Below are 20,128 nucleotides of genomic sequence, written 5' to 3' on the forward strand. Positions count from 1 at the left end.
TATTTAGCCCTTCATCCGATTGACGTCGTCGACCGCGATCGTGCCGCGGCCACGGAAATAGATCACCAGGATCGCCAGCCCGATCGCCGCCTCGCCGGCGGCGACGGTCAGCACGAACATCGCGAACACCTGCCCGACGAGATCGTGGAGATAGGCGGAGAAGGCGACGAGGTTGAGGTTCACCGCGAGCAGGATCAGCTCGATCGCCATCAGGATGACGATCAGATTCTTCCGGTTGAGGAAGATGCCGAGCACGCCCATCGTGAACAGGATCGCCGCCACGACCAGATAATGCGTCAACCCAATCACAACTGGACCCCCTCGCCGACCGGCGGCTGGACGTTGCGCGTCGCATCCTGTGGACGGCGCGCATTCTGGCGGCTGATATTCTGGCCGCGGACGCCGCCACGCTGGCGATGCGTCAGCACGATCGCGCCGATCATCGCGACGAGCAGGACGAAGCCCGCCGCCTCGAACACGAAGAGATAGCGCGTATACAGCAGCTGCCCCATCGCCTGGATGTTGGGCACGTCGCCATCGATCGGCGCGATGCGGCGGCTGATCTTGAGGCCGCCGGCGCTCCAGGCGCCGATGCCGATCAGGATCTCCGCCGCCAGCGCGACGGCAAGCGCCAGGCCGAGCGCGGCATAACGCGCGACACCGGCGCGCAATTGCGCGACCTCGATGTCGAGCATCATCACCACGAACAGGAACAGCACCGCGACCGCACCGACATAGACGATGACGAGGAGCATCGCGATGAACTCCGCCCCGACGAGCACCATCAGCCCCGCCGCGTTGAAGAAGGCGAGGATCAGCCACATCACCGAATGGACCGGATTGCGCGACGAAATCGTCATCGCCCCCGAACCGATCACGATGATCGCGAAGAGATAAAAGGCTATGGCCTGGATCACGAGTTGGTCGGCCCCCTAAGCCCGGAATCGAATGCGGCGCGCATTAACGGTATGGCGCATCGGCGGCAAGGTTCGCGGCGATCGCGCTTTCCCAGCGGTCGCCATTGTCGAGCAGCTTGGCCTTGTCGTAGATCAGCTCCTCGCGCGTCTCGGTCGAGAATTCGTAATTCGGACCCTCGACGATCGCATCGACCGGGCACGCCTCCTGGCACAGACCGCAATAGATGCACTTCGTCATGTCGATGTCGTAGCGCGTCGTGCGGCGGCTGCCGTCGTCGCGCGGTTCGGCCTCGATCGTGATCGCCTGCGCAGGGCAAACCGCCTCGCACAATTTGCACGCGATGCAGCGTTCCTCGCCATTGGGATAGCGGCGAAGCACATGCTCACCGCGGAACCGCGGGCTCACCGGGTTGCGCTCGTAGGGGTAGTTGATCGTCGCCTTGGGCTTGAAGAAATACTTCAGCGTGAGGGCGTGCGCCTTCACGAACTCCCACAAGGTGAACGACTTGATGATCTGTGCGACGCTCAAGAGCTCAATCCCGTCATTCGGTCGATCAGGACGACCAACACTCCGATACCGACGCCCATGAGCGCCCGGTCACGTAACGCCTGCGGCCGAAGGCCGCGGGCGATCATCCATTCGCTGGCCCGGCTCATCCGCCGACCGGCACGCGCATCAGCATCAGCACGCCCGACACCAGGAATACCCAGAACAGGGACAGCGGCAGGAACACCTTCCACCCCAGCCGCATCAGCTGGTCGTAGCGGTAGCGCGGCACGGTCGCCTTGACCCAGCTGAAGACGAAGAAGAAGAACAGCATCTTCGCGAACAGCCAGATGATCCCGGGCACGTAATAGAGCGGCGCCCAATCGATCGGCGGCAGCCAGCCGCCCCAGAAGAGCGTCGCGTTGAGCGCGCACATCAGCAGCACGTTGGCATATTCGCCGAGCCAGAAGAGTGCGAAGCTCATCGAGCTGTATTCGGTCTGATAACCGGCGACGAGCTCGCTCTCCGCCTCGGTCAGGTCGAACGGCGCGCGCTGCGTCTCGGCGAGGCTGGAGATGAAGAACATCACCGCCATCGGGAAGAGCAACGGGTTGATGCCGAACGCATTGATGTGGAGGTTGAGCGTACTGGTCTGCGCCAGGACGATGCCGCTGAGGTTGAACGTCCCCGCCCACATCACCACCGAGATCAGGATGAAGCCGATCGCGACTTCGTAGCTGACCATCTGCGCGGCCGCACGCAGCGCCGAGTAGAAGGGATATTTGGAGTTCGAAGCCCAGCCCGACAGAATCACCCCATAGACGCCGAGCGACGAGGCGGCGAGCACGTAGAGCAGGCCGACGTTGATGTCGGCGAGCACCACGCCCGCCCCGAACGGCACCACCGCCCAGACGATCAAGGCCACCGTGAAGGTGATGATCGGCGCGAGCAGGAACAAGGTCCGGTTCGCCGCGGCGGGGACGATCGTCTCCTGCAGGAAGACCTTGAGCCCGTCGGCGAACGACTGGAGCAGGCCGAACGGCCCGACGACGTTGGGACCGCGGCGCAGCGCCATCGCCGCCCAGATCTTGCGATCGGCGTAGATGATCATCGCCACCGCGAGCATCAGCGGCAGCGCGATGACGAGGATGCCGACGATCGTCGCGACGAACCACGCCCAGCCATAGGACATGCCGACGGTCGAGTTGAAGAAATCGGTCACTCCGCCGCCTCCGCGAACGTCTCGCCACGGACCAGTTCGGCCGAACAGCGCTGCATCGTCGGGGACGCGCGGCAAATGGCGTTGGTCAGATAGAAATCCTTGATCGGATAGCCGGTGAGGCTCCCCTGCCCCGCGCCATCGAGCGCCGGCGGGTTCCACTCGAAGCCGGCGAGCTGGCCGACGTGGCGCAGCGCGGGGACCTCGGCGGTCATCGCCTCGCGCAGCCCGGCGAGGCTGTCGAACGGCAGCGTGGCGCCGAGCACTTCGGACAGCGCACGGAAGATCGTCCAATCCTCGCGCGCATCGCCCGGTGCGAACACCGCGCGCTCGCCACGCTGGACGCGGCCTTCGAGATTGACCCAGGTGCCCGACTTCTCGGCATAGGTCACGCCCGGCAGGATGACGTCGGCATGATGCGCACCGGTGTCGCCGTGATGACCGACATAGACCTTGAACCCGCCGAACCTGGTGTAATCCACCTCGTCCGCGCCGAGGAAGAAGGTCACCGCCGCCTGCGACAGATCGGCGATGCCGCCCTTCTGCGCATAGCCGAGCATCAGCCCGCCCATCCGGCTCGCCGCCATATGGACGACGTTGAAGCCGTTCCAGCCGTCGCGGACCAGATTGAACTGCTTGGCGAAGGCAAGCGCCGCACCATGGCCGCCCTTGAGCGCGCCGCCACCGACGATGACCATCGGCTTGGCGGCATCGCCGAACAGCGTGGCAACCGCCTCCGGCAGATTGCCGAGCAGCGACAGATCGGCGCCCAGCCATTCGACCTTATAGGTCAGCTCGGTTTCCGGCCCGATCGCGAAGACCTTGGCGCCCTTCTTGATCGCCTTGCGAATGCGGGTGTTCACCAGCGGCGCTTCCCAGCGCAGATTGGTGCCGACCAGCAGGATCGCATCCGCCTCTTCGACGCCGGCGATCGTCGAGTTGAAATTGACCGCGGCAAGGCTCGACGTGTCATAGTCCATGCCCGTTTGCCGCCCTTCGAGCAGCGACGAGCCCAGCGTTCCGAGCAGCGCCTTGGCGGCGTACATCGTCTCGCAGTCGACCAGATCGCCCGCCACCGCGGCGACATTCGCGCCGGCAGCCTCGACCTTGGTCTTGATGACCGCGAACGCCTCGTCCCAGCTTACCGGGACGAGCTTGCCGTCGCGGCGAACGAAGGGGCGATCGAGGCGACGACGGACGAGGCCGTCGACATGGTGACGCGTCTTGTCGTGCGCCCATTCCTCGTTGACGTCCTCGTTGATGCGCGGGACGCAGCGCAGCACCTGACGGCCGCGGCTGTCGAGGCGGATGTTGGTGCCGACCGCATCCTGCACGTCGATCGTGAGCGTCTTCTTGAGCTCCCACGGCCGCGCTTCGTACGAATAGGGCTTAGAGGTCAGCGCGCCGACCGGGCAGAGATCGACGACATTGCCGCTCAGCTCGCTGGTCACCGCCTGTTCGAGATAGCTGGTGATCTGCATATCCTCGCCGCGATAGATCGCGCCGATCTCCTCGACCCCGGCGACCTCTTCGGCGAAGCGGACGCAGCGGGTGCACTGGATGCAGCGGGTCATGATCGTCTTGACGATCGGACCCATATATTTCTCGGTCACCGCCCGCTTGTTCTCGGTGTAGCGGCTATGGCCCTTGCCATAAGCGACCGACTGGTCCTGCAGATCGCATTCGCCGCCCTGATCGCAGATCGGGCAGTCGAGCGGATGGTTGATGAGCAGGAATTCCATCACGCCCTCGCGTGCGTTCTTCACCATCGGCGTGGTGGTGAACACTTCCTGATTGTCCGCCGCGGGCAACGCGCACGACGCCTGCGGCTTGGGCGGCCCCGGCTTCACCTCGACGAGGCACATGCGGCAATTGCCGGCGATCGACAGCCGCTCATGATAGCAGAAGCGCGGGATTTCCTTGCCCGCGGCTTCGCATGCCTGGAGGACCGTCGCGCCCTGCGGCACCTCGACCTCGATCCCGTCTACTTTCAGCTTGGGCATTATTCGGCAGCTTCCTGCATCGGCGTCAGATCGCCGCCGCTACGTTCGTTGATCCGGCGCTCCAGCTCGGGGCGGAAGTGCTTGATGAGTCCCTGGATTGGCCATGCCGCGGCATCGCCGAGCGCGCAGATCGTGTGACCTTCGACCTGCTTGGTGACCTGATGCAGCGTATCGATCTCGGCGATGTCGGCGTCGCCGGTGCGCAGCCGCTCCATCACCCGCCACATCCAGCCGGTGCCTTCGCGGCACGGCGTGCACTGGCCGCAGCTCTCATGCTTGTAGAAATAGGAGATGCGGCTGATCGCGCGGACGATATCGGTCGACTTGTCCATGACGATCACCGCGGCGGTGCCGAGGCCCGAGCCGACCGCCTTGAGGCCGTCGAAGTCCATCGGTGCGTCGATGATGTCCTTGGCCGGCACCAGCGGCACCGACGAGCCGCCCGGGATCACCGCGAGCAGATTGTCCCAGCCGCCGCGGATGCCGCCGCAATGCGTCTCGATCAGCTCGCGGAACGTCAGGCCCATCGCGTCCTCGACCACGCAGGGCTTATTCACATGCCCGCTGATCTGGTAGAGCTTGGTGCCCTTGTTGTTCTCGCGGCCGAAGCTCGAGAACCACGATGCCCCACGCCGCAGGATCGTCGGCGCGACCGCGATCGATTCGACGTTGTTGACCGTCGTCGGGCAGCCGTACAGCCCCGCGCCCGCCGGGAACGGCGGCTTGAGCCGCGGCTGGCCCTTCTTGCCCTCGAGGCTTTCGAGCATCGCGGTCTCTTCGCCGCAGATGTACGCGCCGGCGCCGCGATGGACGAAGACGTCGAAGTCATAGCCCGAACCGCTGGCGTTCTTGCCGATCAGCCCCTTGTCGTAAGCCTCTGCGACCGCCGCGAACAGCGTCTCCGCCTCGCGGATATATTCGCCGCGGATATAGATGTACGCGGCACGCGCGCGCATCGCATAACCGGCGATCAGCGCTCCCTCGATCAGCTTGTGCGGATCGTGGCGGATGATCTCGCGGTCCTTGCAAGATCCGGGCTCGGATTCGTCGGCGTTGATGACGAGGAAGTTCGGCCGGTCCGGCTTGGGTTCCTTGGGCATGAACGACCATTTGGTGCCGGTCGGGAAGCCCGCGCCGCCACGGCCGCGCAGTCCGCTCGCCTTGATGACGTCGATGATCGCGTCCTGGCCGAGCGCCATAAGCGCCTTGGTATTGTCCCAGTCGCCACGCTTCAGCGCGGCGTCCAGGTTCCACGGCTGGAACCCGTAGACGTTGGTGAAGATGCGGTCTTTATCGGCAAGCATCAGGCATGTCCGTCCACGAGATCAAGGCGCTGCTTAACCCGGCGCATGTCGCTCGACAGACCGTCGACGCCCTGCTGTACCGCAGCCAGATGGGTATCGATGCCGAGCAGGCGATGCTCCATCGCCGTCTGACGCAATTCCATATTGATCATCCGATCCTTCACATCGGACATATCACCGCGGATGCCACGGAGCATTTCGGTGATGAAGCGGGTATCTCCGACGGTCATGCCCACTCCTCCCGATAATCGTGGTTGGCGTCGACCATGGCGGTCAGCGACGTCGGGCCGCCCTCGGGGCAGCTCGTCTGGCGACCGATCGTCGAACCCGCCTTCGGCGTATTGCCATTGGCGAGCGCTTCCAGCACCGCGACGGTGCGATCGTAGTCGAGGTCTTCGTAATTGTCGTCGTTGATCTGGACCATCGGCGCATTGGCGCAGGTGCCCAGGCACTCGACCTCGGTCAGCGTGAACATGCCGTCCGGCGTCGTCCCGCCCTTGACCAGCCCGCGGTTCTTGCAGGCGGCGAGCACGTCGTCCGAACCACGCAGCATGCACGGCGTCGTGCCGCAGACCTGCACGTGATAGCGGCCGACCGGCGCGAGGTTGAACATCGTATAGAAGGTCGCGACCTCAAACACGCGCATATACGGCACGCCGATCGCCCTCGCGACGAATTCGATCACCGGCACGGGCAGCCAGCCCTGCGTCTGCGTCTCGGCCCCGACCTGGCGCTGCGCGAGGTCGAGGAACGGGATCGACGCGGACTGTTCGCGACCCTTCGGATAGCGCGCGAGGATCTCGTTCGCCTTCTTCTGGTTGTCTTCGTTCCAGGCAAAACCGCCCCAGCGGGCGCGGGTTTCGGCTTCGTCGGGGATCTGCGGTGCTTCAGCCATCAGCCGGCATCCCGCAGGTCGAGGCGGCGCTCGACGCGCGACAAGCGTTCGTCAAAGCGATCCATCCTACCGTTCAAGCCAACGACACTCGTCTGCAAGCTGAGCATATGCTCTTCCATCGCTGTCATGCGGACCTTCACGTCCTGCACATCGCCACGCAGGTCCTGAAGTCCTTCATCGATCCGGCGCAACCGCTCCAAGATCAGGTTTTCGACGTTGCCCGTCACCGGTCGCACTCACCGAACACGATGTCCATCGCACCGAGGATCGCGGTGGTGTCGGCCAGCATGTGGCCGCGGCTCATGAAGTCCATCGCTTGGAGATGGCTGAACGCGGTCGGCCGGATCTTGCAGCGATAGGGCTTGTTCGAGCCGTCGGAGACGAGGAACACGCCGAACTCGCCCTTGGGGCTCTCGGTCGCGACATACACTTCGCCGGCGGGGACGTGATAGCCCTCGGTATACAGCTTGAAGTGATGGATCAGCGCTTCCATCGACTGTTTCATCTCGGCGCGCTTGGGCGGCACCACCTTGCGGTCGGTCGAGGCGATCGGCCCCTCCGGCATGTCGCGCAGGCATTGCTTCATGATCCGCGCCGACTGGCGGACCTCCTCGACGCGCACCATGAAGCGATCGTAGCAATCGCCGCGCGTGCCGACGGGGATGTCGAACTCCATCCGGTCGTAGACGTCATAGGGCTGCGACTTGCGAAGATCCCAGGGGATGCCCGCGGCGCGGATCATCGGCCCCGAGAAGCCCCAGGCGATCGCATCCTCGCGGCTCACCGTCGCGATGTCGACATTGCGCTGCTTGAAGATGCGGTTATCGGCGACGAGGCTGATCGCATCCTCGAACAGGCGCGGCAGCCGCGTGTCGAGCCAGTCGGCGATATCGGTCAGCAGCTTGAGCGGCACGTCCTGATGGACGCCACCCGGCCGCATGTAATTGTGGTGCATGCGCGCGCCCGAGGCACGCTCGAGGAAATTGTAGCAATCCTCGCGGATCTCGAACATCCACAGGTTCGGCGTCATCGCGCCGACGTCCATCACGTGGCTGCCGAGGTTCAGCATGTGGTTGGAGATGCGGGTCAACTCGGCGAAGAAGACGCGCAGATACTGGGCGCGGATCGGCACCTCGATATCGAGCAATTTCTCGATCGCGAGCACGAACGTGTGCTCCATGCACATCGGTGAGCAATAATCGAGGCGATCGAAATAGGGGATCGCCTGCGCATAGGTCTTGTATTCGATCAGCTTCTCGGTGCCGCGATGGAGCAGGCCGACGTGCGGATCGATGCGCTCGATGATCTCGCCGTCCAGCTCCATCACCAGCCGCAGCACGCCGTGCGCAGCGGGATGCTGGGGACCGAAGTTGATCGTGTAATTCTGGATCGTGACGTCGCCCTCGGTCGGGTGCGCCGGGCTGGTGACGTGCATCAGCTCGTCGACATACGGATCGACGCTGGTGGTGGCGGGCGCGAGATGCGGGTCCTGGCTCACTGATTCTGTCCTCCGCCCTTGGTCGGCACGACGTCCGAATCCTTGGGCTTGTCCTGCGCCGCATTGCCCGGATCGGCGTCGCCGGCGCCGGTCTTGGCGGTGCCGGTCGTGTCGTTCTTGGCATAGGGCTCGCTGCCGGCCTTGGGCGCCTGCGTCGGCGAGCGCGCGGCATCGGCCTTGGCGATGTCGTCCGCCTTCAGCGGCGTCGGTGCGCCCTTCGCCTCGGGCAGCATGCCCTTCTCGTCGCCGGGCAGCACATAGGCCGCGCCCTCCCAGGGGCTCTGGAAGTCGAAGTTGCGGAAATCCTGCGCCAGCTTGACCGGCTCGTAGATCACGCGCTTGGCCTCTTCCGAATAGCGCATCTCGACGAAGCCCGAGAGCGGGAAGTCCTTGCGCTGCGGATGGCCGCGGAAGCCGTAATCGGTGAGGATGCGGCGCAGATCGGCATTGCCGGTGAACAGCACGCCGTACATGTCGTACACCTCGCGCTCGAGCCAGCCGGCGACCGGCCACAGGCCCGTCACCGACGGCACCGGCTTGACGTCGTCGGTGGCGACATGGACGTGCAACCGGTGGTTGCGGGTCAGCGAGAGCAGGCAATAGACCACTTCGAACCGCTCGGGGCGATCCGGATAGTCGACGCCGGCGATCTCCATCAACTGCTGATATTCGAGGCCGGGCGTATCGCGCAACTTGGCGAGCGCGTCGACGATCGCGGTCCGCTCGACGTAGAGCGCGACCTCGCCGACCTGATCGACCGCGTCGAGTAATGCCGTGCCGAGCGTCGCCCGGACGATCTCGATCGTCTCGCCGTTGAGGTTGGCGGCCCAAGCGGGAGCAGGCGCCCTCACCGTTCCACGCTCCCCTGGCGGCGGATCTTACGCTGCAACTGCATGATCCCGTATAGCAGCGCTTCCGCGGTCGGCGGGCAACCGGGGACGTAGATGTCCACCGGCACGACGCGATCGCAGCCGCGCACCACCGAATAGCTGTAATGGTAATAGCCGCCGCCATTGGCGCAGCTGCCCATCGACACGACGTATTTCGGCTCCGACATCTGGTCGTAGACCTTGCGGAGCGCCGGCGCCATCTTGTTGCACAACGTGCCGGCGACGATCATCACGTCGGACTGGCGCGGCGAGGCGCGCGGCGCGGCGCCGAAACGCTCGAGATCGTAGCGCGGCATGTTGACGTGGATCATCTCGACCGCGCAGCAGGCGAGACCGAAGGTCATCCACCACAGCGAGCCGGTACGCGCCCACTGGAACAGCTCCTCGGTCGAGGTGACGAGGAAGCCCTTGTCGTTGAGCTCGCCGTTGAGGCTATCGAAGAAACCTTGGTCGGGCGGCACCAGCGACGAGGCGGTCGCCGGGCGTTCGAGTTCGACAGGTCCGGACATAGGGGTCATTCCCAATCCAACGCTCCCTTTTTCCAGGCATAGACGAGGCCCAGGGCAAGCTCGCCGATGAAGATCATCATGGAGATCCATGCGGTCCAGCCGATGCTGAAAACCGATACTGCCCAAGGATATAGGAAGGCGGCTTCGAGATCGAAGATGATGAACAGGATGGCGATCAGATAAAAGCGCACGTCGAACTGGCTGCGCGGATCCTCGAAGGCGGGGAAGCCGCATTCATATTCCGACAGCTTCTGTTCGGTGGGCTTGTTGGTGCCGGTCAGCCGCGCGACGACCATGGGCAGGAACACGAACGTGCTCGACAGCGCCAGGGCGACACCCAGGAACAGCAGGATAGGCAGATATTGCGACAGATCGACCAAGGGGCTTCTCGCAGGTGCGAAGGATGTGGGGGTCGCTTTAGGCCCCCGGAGGGGTGCGGGCAAGGCCGCGGAGGCTGTGAGAATCACTCTCAATTGGTGGAGCGACGGTCAGCGACGTAGCCAAATTCCTCCCCCGCCAGGGGGAGGTGGCATGCCAAAGGCATGACGGAGGGGGAGGTAAGTGACACGTCTGTTCCGTGTCCTCCCCCTCCGTCACGGCTTCGCCGCGCCACAGTGCCGGGGGAGGAGTTGTCATACTCCCGAGCCAGAGGCCTATCCGGCTCAGCGCAGCGCGCCGGCGACCAGCTTGTGCAGCTTGACGTGGAGGCCGTCGTTGCCGGCGAGGAACTCGTTGCGCTCCATCGCCTTGTCCGCGCCGCGGAAGTCGGTGACGTAGCCGCCGGCTTCCTTGACGAGCAGCATGCCCGCCGCGGTGTCCCACGGCTTGAGGCCCGATTCCCAATAGCCGTCGAACCGGCCGGCAGCGACCCAGGCGAGATCGAGCGCCGCGGCGCCGAGCCGGCGGATGCCGGCGACTTCCGGCGCGATCGCACCGAAGATGCGGCTCCACTGGACGAAGTCGCCATGGCCGAGGAACGGGATGCCGGTGGCGATCAGCGCCTCGGACAGGTCGCGCCGTGCCGAGACGCGCAGCCGCTGGTCGGTGAGCCACGCGCCGCGCCCCTTTTCGGCCCAGAAGCTCTCGTCGGTGAGCGGCTGGTAGACGAGGCCGGTGGTGATCTCGCGCTTGCCCGACGGGGTCGGCTCCTCGACCGCGATCGAGATGGCGAAATGCGGGATGCCGTGGAGGAAGTTCGACGTGCCATCCAGCGGATCGATGATGAAGCGCGGCTTGTCGGGATCGCCCGCGACCTCGCCGCCCTCCTCCATCAGGAAGCCCCAGTCGGGACGGGCGCGGCGCAGCTCCTCGAACAAGGTCTGCTCGGCGCGCTTGTCGGCGATCGACACGAAGTCGGCCGGACCCTTGCGGCTGACCTGCAGGTGCGAGACCTCGTTGAAGTCGCGACGCAGCGCCGTGCCGGCCTTGCGGGCGGCGCGCTCGATGACGGTGAAGAGACCGGAATGGGAGGGCATGGGGATTTCTCTATACCCCTCTCCCACTTGGGAAAGGGAGGGGCCCGCCGCCGTCAGGCGGTGGGAGGGTGAGGTCGAAGGAAGGCCCTGCCCTCACCCGACCTCGCTACGCTCGGCCACCCTCTCCCGCAGGGAGAGGGATATCGGTCAATCCGCGCGGCGGACGTAGGTCTGTTCGTAGACGTCGACGACGATGCGGGTCCCCGCGCCGATATGGGGCGGGACCATGACGCGCACGCCATTGTCGAGGATCGCGGGCTTGTACGACGACGAGGCGGTCTGCCCCTTCACAACGGCATCGGCCTCGACGATCATCGCCTCGATCGTGCTCGGCAGTTCGACCGAGATCGGCTTTTCGTCGTAGAGTTCGAGCACCACGTCCATGCCGTCCTGCAGGAAGGCGGCGGCATCGCCGAGGATGCCGGCGTCGAGCGTGATCTGCTCGTAATTGTCCTTGTCCATGAAGGTCAGCGCGTCGCCGTCGCGGAACAGGAACTGGAAGTCCTTGGTATCGAGGCGGACGCGCTCGACCGTCTCGGCGGAGCGGAAGCGGACGTTGTTCTTGCGGCCGTCGATCAGGTTCTTCATCTCGACCTGCATGTACGCGCCGCCCTTGCCGGGCTGCGTGTGCTGGATCTTGACGGCGCGCCAGATGCCGCCCTCATATTCGATGATGTTGCCGGGACGGATGTCCACGCCGCTGATCTTCATGGATCTGAACCTATTGGAAAGAGCGAGATAGGCGCGCGGCTGGCGCGCGCCCGGTGGCGCCCCTTTACCGTCCCCGCGCGCGGGCGGCAAGCATGGGGTAGGGATCGACGTCCTCGCCCTGGTGCCAGCGCTCCGCCGGCTGCATCCGCTGCAGCCCGAAATGGAGGTGGTAATTGCCCGCGCCGGCATCGCCGGTATCGCCGACATAGCCGATCGGCTGACCGGCCTTGAGCACCTGCCCCTCGTGCAGGCCGGGGGCGTAACCGGCGAGATGGGCGTAATAATAGATCCAGCGCCGGTCGGGCGAGCGGACATAGGCGGTGGTCCCGCCGAGGTTGGACTGGAACAGTTTCTCGACCGTGCCGGGGGCGGCGGCGATCACCGGCGTGCCGGCGGCGGAGGGGATGTCGGTACCGTGATGGCCGCGGGTGCCGCCGCCCCGCGGGTCCATCCAGCTGTCGACGATCGTCTCGCGCCGCACGCCCGCGACGGGCACGGCAAGCGGCGCACCGTCCGCGGCGGCGGGCTCGCCGACCGCGACGTCGACGCGCGGCGTGCCGCGGGTGGCGGTGCCGACACTGGTCATCGCGGCGAAGGCGGCGCCGAGGACGAGGAGGACGGCGAGAATGGTCCAGCCGAGGCGGGTCATGCGCGGGGGCTAACCATCGGAAGTGGGGAGTACCTAATTCCTCCCCCGCCAGGGAGTGCCGGGTTGAACGGCCCCCGGCCGTTCAAGGTCATGCCGGGGGCATGACCGGCCCGGCACTGTGGCAGCGCGAAGCGCTGACGGAGGGGGAGGATACGGCGAAGTTGGTCGTATGCGGAAACGCCCCCTCCACCACCCGCTATGCGGGCGGTCCCCCTCCCCCGCTGAAGCGAGGGAGGAATTCTGCTCGCTTCCTCCGCCGTCACGCCTGGAACACCGCCTTGGTCCCCGGCTTCACCATCTGCGCCAAACGCGCGACGTCCCAGTTGGTCAGGCGGATGCAGCCGTGGCTTTCGGTGCGGCCGATCAGTTCGGGATGCGGGGTGCCGTGGATGCCGTAATGTTCCTTCGACAGATCGAGCCAGACGACGCCGACCGGGCCGTTCGGCCCCGGCGGCAGCATCTCCTTCTGGTCGCCCTTCTTGGCATCCCAGAACAAGGCCGGATTGTAGTGGAACTTGGGATTATAGTCGGCGCCGTAGATTTTCCACGTCCCGAGCGGCAAGGGATCGTGCTCCGACCCCATCGTCGCGCTGAACTGCGCGATCAATTTGTCGTCCTTGTCGAGGACGCGCAGCACCTTCTCCGATTTGTCGACGACGATATGGTCGGCGACCGGCTGGTTGGCGTCGACGTTGAGCATGTTGAGCGTCTGGCGCCAGTGATCGGGCAGCTTCGGGTCATAGGCGCGGCTCGCGGGCAGCGCGTTGGGGACGACGATCGTATTGCCGACCTTGAGCCGCGTGTCGGGCGAGTTGAGCGCGATCAGCACCGCGGGCTGGGTGTGGAACATCTCCGCCAGTTTCTCCATCGGCGTGGCATAGCCGAGGCTGGGGAGCTTGGCCTGTTCGCCGTAATCCTTCGGCAGCGGATTGTAATACGGCCCGGCCAGCGCCTCGCGAGTCAGCTCGAAACGCGCGGTGGGGCGCTTGGCGCGATAGGGGTAGAGCGCCTGCAACGTCGCCGCGTCGGGCTTGCCGGTGCGCGGCAGGCCCTTGGCCTCCTGGAAGCCCTTGAGCGCGGCGGTGAGCGACTGGCCGCCCTTGCCGTCGAGCACGCCGGGGCCGAAGCCGAGCGAGTCGAGAATCACCTGAACGTGGAGGATGTTGCGGTCGAGCGCCGGGGATGCCGGCTGCGGGACCGGCTGCACGACGGACTGCTGTGCGATCGTCGGGGCGGCGAGCGCGCCGCCCGCGAGCAGCGCAATAGCCAGAACCTTCTTCATATCGCCGTTCCCTTTAACCGTTACGCTTGTGGATCAAACGGTTCGGAACAGCTGTGGTTTCGTCGGCGGCGTTTTATCCTTTAGCGGTCGTGCTGCGTCCGCCGAAGCGCGGTGGCACCCACCTGCCCTTCGACGAACCCAGCGCGAACGCTCGCTTGCGGATCAGCCGCCGAGCACCTCGGCGAAGGCACGTACCGCGGCGGCTTCGTCGCCACCCCACACCGCGCCGGAGACGGCGAGGAAGTCCGCCCCCGCCGCGACGAGCGGCGGCGCGTTGACCGGCGTGATGCCGCCGATCGCGACGCTCGGCAGCTCGAACATCGATGCCCACCACGACAGGATCGACGGTTCGGGGTGGTGCTCGACCGCCTTGGTCGTCGTCGGGTAGAAGGCGCCGAACGCGACGTAATCCGCGCCGCGCTCGCCCGCTTCCATCGCGAGGTGGCGGCTGTCGTGGCAGCTCACGCCGACCTGCACCTCGGGGCCGAGCAGGTCGCGCGCCTCGCGCGGGTCGCCGTCGTCCTGGCCGAGGTGGACGCCGTCGGCGCCGAGCCGCTTGGCGAGCGCGATGCTGTCGTTGACGATGAACGCGACCTCATGGTCGGCGCAGATGCGCTGCAACGGCTCGGCGAGCTTGGCGGCGACATGCTGGTCGACATCCTTGACGCGGAACTGGAAGGCGGCGACCGGCCCGGCGTCGAGCGCGCGCGCCAGCCGGTCGGCGAAGGCGCCGCCGACGTCGAGCGGCGAGATCAGATAGAGCTGGCACGGCGGCCGGCGGTCGTTGCGCCGGAAGTTGGCGGCAAAGTCCGGGTCCAGCGGCCCGAGGGGATCGTCTTCGGTCATCCGCCAGCGCCTAGCGCCTTCCACGCGGCGGCGAAAGCCGCGGGATCGTCGAGCCGGTGCACGATCGTGGTGATGCCGCGCCGGCCGGGCAAGGGCGCGACCAGATCGACGACGAGATTGGGATAAGCGAGCAGCGCGAGATTGAGCACCGAACGCTGCTTCATCGCGGCACGCTCGATCGAGGGACGCAATCCCGCGATGGCGTGCAGCGGTAGGTCGACGCGGCGGATCGTGCCGACCTGCAGGACCAGCCGCTCGCGATCGAGCAGCACCGGACGGTGCTTCATCGCCAGCAGCGCCCGCACCAGCCAGACCAATCCGCCGAGCGTAAGGACGGACAGCGCCAGCGCGGCGGTGCGGCTCCACAAGGCGATCAGCAGGTGCGTGACCGCCATCTCGACCAGACCGACCGCGACGATCGCCCAGACCAGCGGGGCGACCGCGCGATGATAGGCGAAGCGCAGCGGCACGGTGACGGGTGCCGCGCCGGACGGATCGCGATCCGCGTCCGGTTCGGCGCCCGTCATCGGATCAGGCCGCCTCGCCCTTGTAGATGGCGATCAGCTTGCCGAGCATGTCGAGCGCGTCCTCGCGGCTGCGCTGGAAGGTGTTGCGGCCGATGATCGAGCCGTTGCCGCCGCCGGCGAGGATGTCGCGCGCGTCCTGATAGAGCGCATCGGTGCCCTTGGCCGCACCGCCCGAGAAGACGACGATGCGGCGGCCGGCGAAGCTCGCCTGGACGACGTGGCGGACGCGATCGGCCTGGTTGGACCAGTCGGTGCCCTCATAGACGCGCTTGGCCTCTTCCTGCTCGATATGCGCGGACGGCAGCTTCACCTTGATGATGTGCGCGCCGAGCAATGCCGCCATGTGCGCGGCATAGGCACCGACGTCGAGCGCCAGTTCGCCGTCCTTCGACAGCTTGCCGCCGCGCGGATAGCTCCAGATGACGGTGGCGATGCCGACCGACTTGGCCTCCTCGCTGAGCTCGCGGATCTCCTCCATCTGCTCGAAGATGCCGTCCGAGCCCGGATAGATGGTGAAGCCGATCGCGGCGCAGCCGAGGCGCAGCGCGTCGGAGACGCTGGCGGTCACCGCCTGGTCGATGCTGGTCGCCCAGCTGTTCGAACTGTTGAGCTTGAGGATCGTCGGGATTTGCCCGGCGAAGGTGTCCGCGCCCGCCTCGAGCGGCCCGAGCGGCGCGGCATAGGCCGACAGGCCGGCGTCGATCGCGATCTGGTAATGGTAATGCGGGTCGTAGGCCGGCGGGTTGACCGCGAAGGAGCGCGCCGGGCCGTGTTCGAAGCCCTGATCGACGGGCAGGATCACCAGCTTGCCGGTGCCGCCCAATTTGCCGTGCATCAGGATGCGGGCGAGGTTCGCCTTCACCGCGGGGCTGGTCGCTTCGTATTTGTCGAGGATCGTCTTGACGGCGGGGGTGACGTTGGTGGTCATGGGTCGGCTCCTTGGGTCGGATAGGGTCAGAGCATCAGCCAGCGGCGCAGCGCCTGGTCGATCTGCTCCATGCGGGTGGGACTGGCATGGCCGATCACCCGGGTGATCCGCTCGCGCGCGACGCTGGAGATGCGGTCGATCTGCACCTCGCATTCGGCGGTCAGGCCATTGTGCTCCCGCGGCGACATCACCACCCGGAACAAGGCCTCGCCGCCGATGACGTTGGTCAGCGGACACACGGTGATCGTCGCATGCGTCGCATTGAATAGGTCGGACTGGACGACGACGCAGGGACGCGCCGGTTCCCCGGCAGGCCCGTCGACCAGGGCGATGGCGCCGTGCGCTATCTCCACGCGGCGCCGTCCTGCCAGAACACGACGTCCTCGACCGAGGCGCGGGCGGAGGCGCGGGTCGACTGGCGGCGCGCCTCGCGGCGATAGGCGTCGTCGTGCAGATCGACGTAGCGGCGCACCGCCTCGCGTGCGATATCGCTCTTGCTGCGCCCCTGGGTGCGCGCAACCGCGGCAAGCCGCTCTTCCAATTCCGTATCGAGTCGTACGCCGAGCATGCCACCTGCCTGTTAAACGCGTTTAACATAGGCCGGACCCGTCGGGCGATCAACCGTTTAGGTCGGCGATATTGACGATGCCGCGGATGTCGTGATCAGTCGCCGTCGGGGGAGAGACGATCATGCGGCGGCTTCATCTGGCTTCGGCCATGGCACTGGCGACGGCGCCCCTGTTGGCGGCGGATGCGGCACCGCGATCCGGGCTGATCGGCAAGCCGGCGCCCGAATTCGAGCTGACGCTGATCGACGGCGGCAAGGTCAAGCTCGCCGACCTGCGCGGGCAGGTCGTCGTGCTCAACTTCTGGGCGACGTGGTGCGGGCCGTGCCGCCGCGAATTGCCGCTGCTCGACGGTTATTATCGCTTGCAGAAGCAGCACGGGCTGCGCGTCTTCGCGGTGGCGACCGAGGATTCGGTGCCGGCGCGGCTGATGAAGCCGCTGTTCGCGGCGATGGCGATCACGCCCACCAAGCGGGTCAAGGGCCGCTACGAGCTGATCGGCAATGCGGTGCCGACCAATTACGTCATCGATCGCGCGGGCGTCGTCCGCTATGCCAAGGCAGCGGCGTTCGATTTGGACGACCTCAACACGATCGTGACGCCGCTGCTGAACGAGACGCCGCCCGCCTGAGCGGCGCCCCTTCCGGCGTCAGCGGCCGATCAGCGCGGCGACGCCGGGCAGGTCCTTGCCTTCCATCCATTCGAGGAAGGCGCCGCCCGCGGTCGAGACGAAGGTGAAGCGGTCGGCGACCCCCGCCTGATTAAGCGCAGCGACGGTATCGCCGCCGCCGGCGACCGAGACGAGGCTGCCGTCCTGCGTCAGCGCCGCGGCGGTGCGCGCGAGGCTGACGGTCGCCACGTCGAACGGCGGCGTCTCGAACGCGCCCATCGGGCCGTTCCAGACGAGCGTGCGGCAATTCTTGAGCACGTCGCCCAATGCCTCGATCGCGCTGGGACCGACGTCGAGGATCATCTCGTCGGCGGCGACCTCATGGACGTTGACGGTGCGCACCGGCGGATTGGCGCGGAATTCCTTCGCCACCACGACGTCGTACGGCAGGTGGACGGTGCAATTGGCGCGGTCCGCGGCTTCGAGGATCTCCTCGGCGGTGCCGGTGAGGTCGTGCTCGCACAGCGACTTGCCGACGTTGACGCCGCGCGCGGCGAGGAAGGTGTTGGCCATGCCGCCGCCGATGATGAGGTGATCGACGCGGGTGACGAGATGCTTGAGCACGTCGAGCTTGGTCGACACCTTAGCACCGCCGACCACCGCGGCGACGGGATGTTCGGGATTGCCGAGCGCCTTTTCGAGCGCGTCGAGTTCGGCCTCCATCGCACGCCCGACGAAGGCGGGCAGCACATGGGCGAGGCCTTCGGTCGAGGCGTGCGCGCGATGCGCGGCGGAGAACGCGTCGTTGACGTAGAGGTCGCCGAGTTTTGCAAAGCGCTCAACGACTTGCGGGTCGTTCTTCTCTTCGCCACCGAAGAAGCGCGTGTTCTCCAGAATGGCGATGTCACCGGGCTGGAGCATCGCGACCGCATCCTCGGCGCCCTCCCAGTCGATGTAGCGGACCTCGCGGCCGAGCACATGGCTGTACGGCCGCGCCAGCATCGCCAGCGACATATCGGGGCTCGGCACCCCCTTGGGGCGGCCGAAATGCGCGAGGATCAGCACGATCGCGCCGCGGTCGGCGAGTTCGCTGACCGTCGGCAGCGTCGCGCGCAGCCGCGTATCGTCGGTCACCGCGCCATCCGCCATCGGCACGTTGAGGTCTTCGCGGACGAGCACGCGCCGGCCGCTGATCTCACCCATATCGTCGAGCGTCTTGAAGGCCTTGGTCACATCGTCTTCCTTCATAGGAGCAATTGTTGAGGCGGAATGATCGTCACCGCATCGCCAAGCGCGATCCGCCCGCCCGCCTTGACCCGCGTACAGGCGCCGCCGCGCCAGTCGGGGGTCAGCGCCGCTTCAAGCCCGGGCGCGACCGCCTCCATGCGGAAACAGGGATCGCATTCGACGGTAATCTCGAGCTCGACCGCGCCGATCCGGATCCGCGTCCCCGGCACCTGCGGAATGTCGATGCCGTCGAGCAGCAGATTCGCCCGTCGCTCCTGCCACGGGATCGTCTGACCGAGTTCGGCCATCGCCGCCTGCCAGTCGCCACGTTCCATCAGCGTCACCTGACGCCGGCCGCGGCCGTTGGGCTTGACCCGCCCGCGGCAATCGCCGTCGAGGCCGCCGTCGACGGTCACCTCGACCGTCTCCAGCACTTCCATCGGCGCCTTGGGACGCGCGCGCCGGGCGATACCGACCAGCACGCCGCCCACCGTCGCCATCGGCTTAGAGGAAGCTCGCCATCACGGTCGCGGTGTCGACCATGCGGTTGGAGAAGCCCCATTCGTTGTCGTACCAGCTGACGACGCGCACCAGCTTGCCGTCGAGCACCGCGGTTTCGAGGCTGTCGATCGTCGACGACTGCGGTGAATGCATCAGGTCGATCGAGACGAGCGGCTCGTCCGAATAGACCAGCACGCCCTTCAGCGGCCCGTCTTCCGACGCCGCCTTGAGGATCGCATTGACCTCGTCCTTGGTGGTGTCGCGCTTCGGCGTGAAGGTCAGGTCGATCAGGCTGACGTCGGGCACCGGCACGCGGATCGCCGAACCGTCCAGCTTGCCCTTGAGCTCGGGCAGCACCTCGCCGACCGCGCGGGCGGCGCCGGTGGTGGTCGGGATCATCGACATCGCGGCGGCGCGGGCGCGGCGCAGGTCCGGGTGGATCTGGTCGAGGATCTTCTGGTCGTTGGTATAAGCGTGGACGGTGGTCATCAGGCCGCGCTCGATGCCGATCGCGTCGTTGAGCACCTTGGCGACCGGCGCGAGGCAGTTGGTGGTGCACGAGGCGTTCGAGACGATCGTGTGCTCGGCGGTCAACTTGTCGTGGTTGACGCCATAGACGACGGTCAGGTCGACGCCCTTGCCGGGCGCCGAGATCAGCACCTTCTTGGCGCCGGCGTCGATATGCTTCTGGCAGGCGACGTTGTCGGTGAAGAAGCCGGTGCATTCGAGCACCAACTCGACACCCAGTTCCTTGTGCGGCAGATTGGCGGGATCGCGCTCTGCGGTGACGCGGATGCGCTTGCCGTCGATGACGAGGTCGTTGCCCTCCGCCGCGACGGTGCCGGGATATTTGCCGTGGACGCTGTCGCGGCTGAACAGCCAGGCGTTCGACTTGGCGTCGGCGAGATCGTTGATCGCGACGAGTTCCAGCTCGCCGGCGTTCCGCTCGATGATCGCGCGCGCCACGAGACGTCCGATGCGTCCGAAGCCGTTGATCGCAACCTTCACCGTCATCTGGTCTCTCCTCGCGTATGCATGAGCTGCGCGACGACATGGGGCCGCGCCGGGCGTGCCAGCCTTTGCG

General features: G+C 66.3%; 26 protein-coding genes. 1 reads left to right on the top strand and 25 read right to left on the bottom strand.

The window, feature by feature from the left end; translation table 11 throughout:
* Positions 1-3: 3 nt before the first annotated feature.
* The 22 genes from nuoK to relB all read right to left on the bottom strand — a co-directional run bounded on the left by nuoK (position 4) and on the right by relB (position 16,708).
* Complete coding sequence (gene nuoK / locus ACLBWH_RS13430) at positions 4-309, bottom strand: NADH-quinone oxidoreductase subunit NuoK (protein ID WP_038660292.1); 306 nt, start codon at positions 307-309, stop codon at positions 4-6.
* The gene (locus ACLBWH_RS13435) at positions 306-917 is read right to left on the bottom strand and encodes an NADH-quinone oxidoreductase subunit J (RefSeq protein WP_322847806.1); all 612 of its coding nucleotides are present in this window, start codon (positions 915-917) and stop codon (positions 306-308) included. Before ACLBWH_RS13435 ends, nuoK begins: the two co-directional genes overlap by 4 nt.
* A gap of 43 nt (positions 918-960) precedes the next feature.
* Positions 961-1,446: an NADH-quinone oxidoreductase subunit NuoI gene (nuoI, locus tag ACLBWH_RS13440; RefSeq protein WP_038660298.1), complete on the bottom strand. Its 486-nt coding sequence runs from the start codon at positions 1,444-1,446 to the stop codon at positions 961-963.
* Positions 1,447-1,570: 124 nt separating this feature from the next.
* Entirely contained in the window at positions 1,571-2,596 is a 1,026-nt protein-coding gene (nuoH, locus tag ACLBWH_RS13445; RefSeq protein WP_322848057.1) for an NADH-quinone oxidoreductase subunit NuoH, read from the bottom strand.
* Between the two features lie 26 nt (positions 2,597-2,622).
* Positions 2,623-4,626, bottom strand: a complete 2,004-nt coding sequence (nuoG, locus tag ACLBWH_RS13450) for an NADH-quinone oxidoreductase subunit NuoG (RefSeq protein WP_447799455.1) — start codon at positions 4,624-4,626, stop codon at positions 2,623-2,625.
* Positions 4,626-5,930: an NADH-quinone oxidoreductase subunit NuoF gene (gene nuoF / locus ACLBWH_RS13455; protein ID WP_322847804.1), complete on the bottom strand. Its 1,305-nt coding sequence runs from the start codon at positions 5,928-5,930 to the stop codon at positions 4,626-4,628. The genes nuoG and nuoF overlap by 1 nt, the downstream gene beginning before the upstream one ends.
* Positions 5,930-6,160 carry a hypothetical protein gene (locus ACLBWH_RS13460; protein WP_322847803.1) on the bottom strand — a complete coding sequence of 77 codons (231 nt, stop codon included), beginning with the start codon at positions 6,158-6,160 and terminating at the stop codon, positions 5,930-5,932. The genes nuoF and ACLBWH_RS13460 overlap by 1 nt, the downstream gene beginning before the upstream one ends.
* Positions 6,157-6,825, bottom strand: a complete 669-nt coding sequence (locus tag ACLBWH_RS13465) for a complex I 24 kDa subunit family protein (RefSeq protein ID WP_322847802.1) — start codon at positions 6,823-6,825, stop codon at positions 6,157-6,159. The genes ACLBWH_RS13460 and ACLBWH_RS13465 overlap by 4 nt, the downstream gene beginning before the upstream one ends.
* Complete coding sequence (locus ACLBWH_RS13470; protein WP_322847801.1) at positions 6,825-7,052, bottom strand: hypothetical protein; 228 nt, start codon at positions 7,050-7,052, stop codon at positions 6,825-6,827. The genes ACLBWH_RS13465 and ACLBWH_RS13470 overlap by 1 nt, the downstream gene beginning before the upstream one ends.
* Positions 7,049-8,260, bottom strand: coding sequence for an NADH-quinone oxidoreductase subunit D (locus ACLBWH_RS13475; protein WP_038666501.1), 1,212 nt, complete (start codon positions 8,258-8,260; stop codon positions 7,049-7,051). The genes ACLBWH_RS13470 and ACLBWH_RS13475 overlap by 4 nt, the downstream gene beginning before the upstream one ends.
* Before the next feature lie 59 nt (positions 8,261-8,319).
* The gene (locus tag ACLBWH_RS13480; protein ID WP_447799456.1) at positions 8,320-9,174 is read right to left on the bottom strand and encodes an NADH-quinone oxidoreductase subunit C; all 855 of its coding nucleotides are present in this window, start codon (positions 9,172-9,174) and stop codon (positions 8,320-8,322) included.
* Positions 9,171-9,722, bottom strand: coding sequence for a NuoB/complex I 20 kDa subunit family protein (locus ACLBWH_RS13485; protein WP_322847799.1), 552 nt, complete (start codon positions 9,720-9,722; stop codon positions 9,171-9,173). The genes ACLBWH_RS13480 and ACLBWH_RS13485 overlap by 4 nt, the downstream gene beginning before the upstream one ends.
* 5 nt (positions 9,723-9,727) lie before the next feature.
* Positions 9,728-10,102, bottom strand: a complete 375-nt coding sequence (locus ACLBWH_RS13490; protein WP_322847798.1) for an NADH-quinone oxidoreductase subunit A — start codon at positions 10,100-10,102, stop codon at positions 9,728-9,730.
* A gap of 282 nt (positions 10,103-10,384) precedes the next feature.
* Positions 10,385-11,197 (bottom strand): inositol monophosphatase family protein, encoded by an 813-nt coding sequence (locus ACLBWH_RS13495; RefSeq protein ID WP_038660333.1) that lies wholly within the window; start codon positions 11,195-11,197, stop codon positions 10,385-10,387.
* A 147-nt stretch (positions 11,198-11,344) separates the two neighbouring features.
* Entirely contained in the window at positions 11,345-11,908 is a 564-nt protein-coding gene (efp, locus tag ACLBWH_RS13500; RefSeq protein ID WP_037530700.1) for an elongation factor P, read from the bottom strand.
* 64 nt (positions 11,909-11,972) lie between these two features.
* A complete protein-coding gene (locus ACLBWH_RS13505; protein WP_447799457.1) occupies positions 11,973-12,557 on the bottom strand; it encodes a M23 family metallopeptidase in 585 nt (194 codons plus the stop codon).
* A gap of 259 nt (positions 12,558-12,816) precedes the next feature.
* Entirely contained in the window at positions 12,817-13,839 is a 1,023-nt protein-coding gene (locus ACLBWH_RS13510) for a L,D-transpeptidase family protein (RefSeq protein WP_447799458.1), read from the bottom strand.
* Between the two features lie 162 nt (positions 13,840-14,001).
* Complete coding sequence (gene thiE / locus ACLBWH_RS13515; RefSeq protein ID WP_322847795.1) at positions 14,002-14,685, bottom strand: thiamine phosphate synthase; 684 nt, start codon at positions 14,683-14,685, stop codon at positions 14,002-14,004.
* Positions 14,682-15,212, bottom strand: coding sequence for a hypothetical protein (locus ACLBWH_RS13520; RefSeq protein ID WP_447799459.1), 531 nt, complete (start codon positions 15,210-15,212; stop codon positions 14,682-14,684). Before ACLBWH_RS13520 ends, thiE begins: the two co-directional genes overlap by 4 nt.
* Before the next feature lie 4 nt (positions 15,213-15,216).
* Positions 15,217-16,140 carry a class I fructose-bisphosphate aldolase gene (locus tag ACLBWH_RS13525; protein WP_322847793.1) on the bottom strand — a complete coding sequence of 308 codons (924 nt, stop codon included), beginning with the start codon at positions 16,138-16,140 and terminating at the stop codon, positions 15,217-15,219.
* 26 nt (positions 16,141-16,166) lie between these two features.
* Positions 16,167-16,493 (bottom strand): type II toxin-antitoxin system PemK/MazF family toxin, encoded by a 327-nt coding sequence (locus ACLBWH_RS13530; protein ID WP_322847792.1) that lies wholly within the window; start codon positions 16,491-16,493, stop codon positions 16,167-16,169.
* Positions 16,484-16,708: a type II toxin-antitoxin system RelB family antitoxin gene (relB, locus tag ACLBWH_RS13535; RefSeq protein WP_038660352.1), complete on the bottom strand. Its 225-nt coding sequence runs from the start codon at positions 16,706-16,708 to the stop codon at positions 16,484-16,486. Before relB ends, ACLBWH_RS13530 begins: the two co-directional genes overlap by 10 nt.
* A gap of 149 nt (positions 16,709-16,857) precedes the next feature.
* Between relB and ACLBWH_RS13540 the strand changes: the two genes are divergently transcribed.
* Complete coding sequence (locus tag ACLBWH_RS13540) at positions 16,858-17,337, top strand: TlpA family protein disulfide reductase (RefSeq protein WP_447799460.1); 480 nt, start codon at positions 16,858-16,860, stop codon at positions 17,335-17,337.
* Between the two features lie 18 nt (positions 17,338-17,355).
* Here ACLBWH_RS13540 and ACLBWH_RS13545 read toward each other — a convergent pair whose 3' ends face one another.
* The 3 genes from ACLBWH_RS13545 to gap are packed head-to-tail and all read right to left on the bottom strand — an operon-like array spanning position 17,356 to position 20,058.
* On the bottom strand, positions 17,356-18,549 hold the full coding sequence (locus ACLBWH_RS13545) for a phosphoglycerate kinase (protein WP_447799461.1): 1,194 nt from the start codon (positions 18,547-18,549) through the stop codon (positions 17,356-17,358).
* 11 nt (positions 18,550-18,560) lie between these two features.
* A complete protein-coding gene (locus ACLBWH_RS13550) occupies positions 18,561-19,043 on the bottom strand; it encodes an MOSC domain-containing protein (protein ID WP_447799462.1) in 483 nt (160 codons plus the stop codon).
* A 4-nt stretch (positions 19,044-19,047) separates the two neighbouring features.
* Positions 19,048-20,058: a type I glyceraldehyde-3-phosphate dehydrogenase gene (gene gap / locus ACLBWH_RS13555; RefSeq protein ID WP_322847788.1), complete on the bottom strand. Its 1,011-nt coding sequence runs from the start codon at positions 20,056-20,058 to the stop codon at positions 19,048-19,050.
* Positions 20,059-20,128 lie beyond the last annotated feature (70 nt).

Source organism: Sphingomonas sp. M6A6_1c (assembly GCF_053345135.1).